At 65.8% G+C, this 1,327-nt stretch carries 1 protein-coding gene; it reads left to right on the top strand.

Going from position 1 to position 1,327, the window contains the following annotated elements:
* The first annotated feature begins 75 nt into the window (after positions 1-75).
* Positions 76-1,275, top strand: a complete 1,200-nt coding sequence (locus tag A5696_RS11740) for an IS481 family transposase (protein ID WP_067878205.1) — start codon at positions 76-78, stop codon at positions 1,273-1,275.
* Positions 1,276-1,327: the final 52 nt, after the last annotated feature.

The raw sequence follows: 1,327 nt of genomic DNA on the forward strand, positions 1-1,327 counted from the left end.
GGTCTGTGGTTCATTGACATAGAGGACAGATGTCTCCCGACATAGAGGACAGCCCAGTTATCGCGAGGTGTCCTCATGTCCAAGGCCCGTTTGGTCGTCGCCGCTGTCCAGGTTGAGCACCGCCCGATCAGTGAGGTCGCTCGGGACTACCGGGTCGCGCGCTCGTGGATCTACACCTTGCTGGCCCGCTACCGCGCCGAGGGCGAGCCTGGACTCGAGCCACGCTCGCGGCGCCCGTCCTCTAATCCCCGGCAGCTTCCCACCACCGTCGAAGAATTAATCATCAAGCTGCGCAAGCAACTTGGCGAACAGGGCTACGACGCCGGACCCCACACGATCGCCGTCCACCTGCGCCGCCAGACCGGCAACACCCCCGCGGTGTCCACCATCCACAAAGTCTTGCGCCGCCGCGGCTTCATCACCGCCCAACCCCACAAACGGCCCCGCAGCAGCTACCTGCGCTTCCAGGCCGACCAACCCAACGAATGCTGGCAGGCTGACATCACCCACTGGCAGCTGGCCGGCCCCGACATGACCGCCGCCACTGGCGCGCCGATCGAAATCCTCAACATCCTCGACGACCACTCCCGTAAAGCCCTGACCTGCACCGCCCGACCCGTGTTCACCGCGCTGGCCGTGCGCGACTGCTTCCGCGACGCCTACGCCGCCCACGGCCTGCCCGCCAGCGTGCTCACCGACAACGGCATGGTTTTCACCGCCCGCCACGCCACCGGCCCCGGCGGACGCACCGCCCTGCAAACCGAGCTGGCCACCCTGGGCGTCGTCTTCAAAAACTCCCGCCCCTATCACCCCCAGACCTGCGGCAAGGTCGAACGCTTCCACCAAACCCTCAAAAAATGGCTGACCCGCCAACCCCCAGCAGCCACCCTGGCTGACCTCCAAGCCCAGCTAGACACCTTCACCGAGTACTACAACACCGTGCGCCCACACCGCTCCTGCCAGCGCCGCACCCCCCAAGACACCTACCGCGCCCGACCCCTCGCCGGACCCGCCAACACGCCCCCCGGCATCCACTGGCGAGTACGCACCGACCGCGTCGACAGCTACGGCAAGCTCACCCTGCGCCACGCCGGACGACTCCACCACATCGGCATCGGACACCGCTGGGCCAACACCGCAGTCCACATGCTCATCGCCGACCTCAACATCCGCATCATCGCCACCGCCCACGGCCAACTCATCCGCGAACTCACCCTCGACACCACCCGCGACTACCAACCCCAAAAACCCAAAACACCCCCAGCCAACAACTGAGGGTGTTCACTATGTCGCGAGACATCTGTCCTCGATGTCTCGCGACATCACA

This window comes from Mycobacterium sp. E2699, from assembly GCF_001666745.1.
In the GTDB taxonomy this organism is placed as follows: domain Bacteria; phylum Actinomycetota; class Actinomycetes; order Mycobacteriales; family Mycobacteriaceae; genus Mycobacterium.

Bases quoted from the DNA above. Each gene is read 5' to 3' on its own strand.
- A5696_RS11740 (WP_067878205.1), top strand. From the start codon at position 76: ATGTCCAAGGCCCGTTTGGTCGTCGCCGCTGTCCAGGTTGAGCACCGC.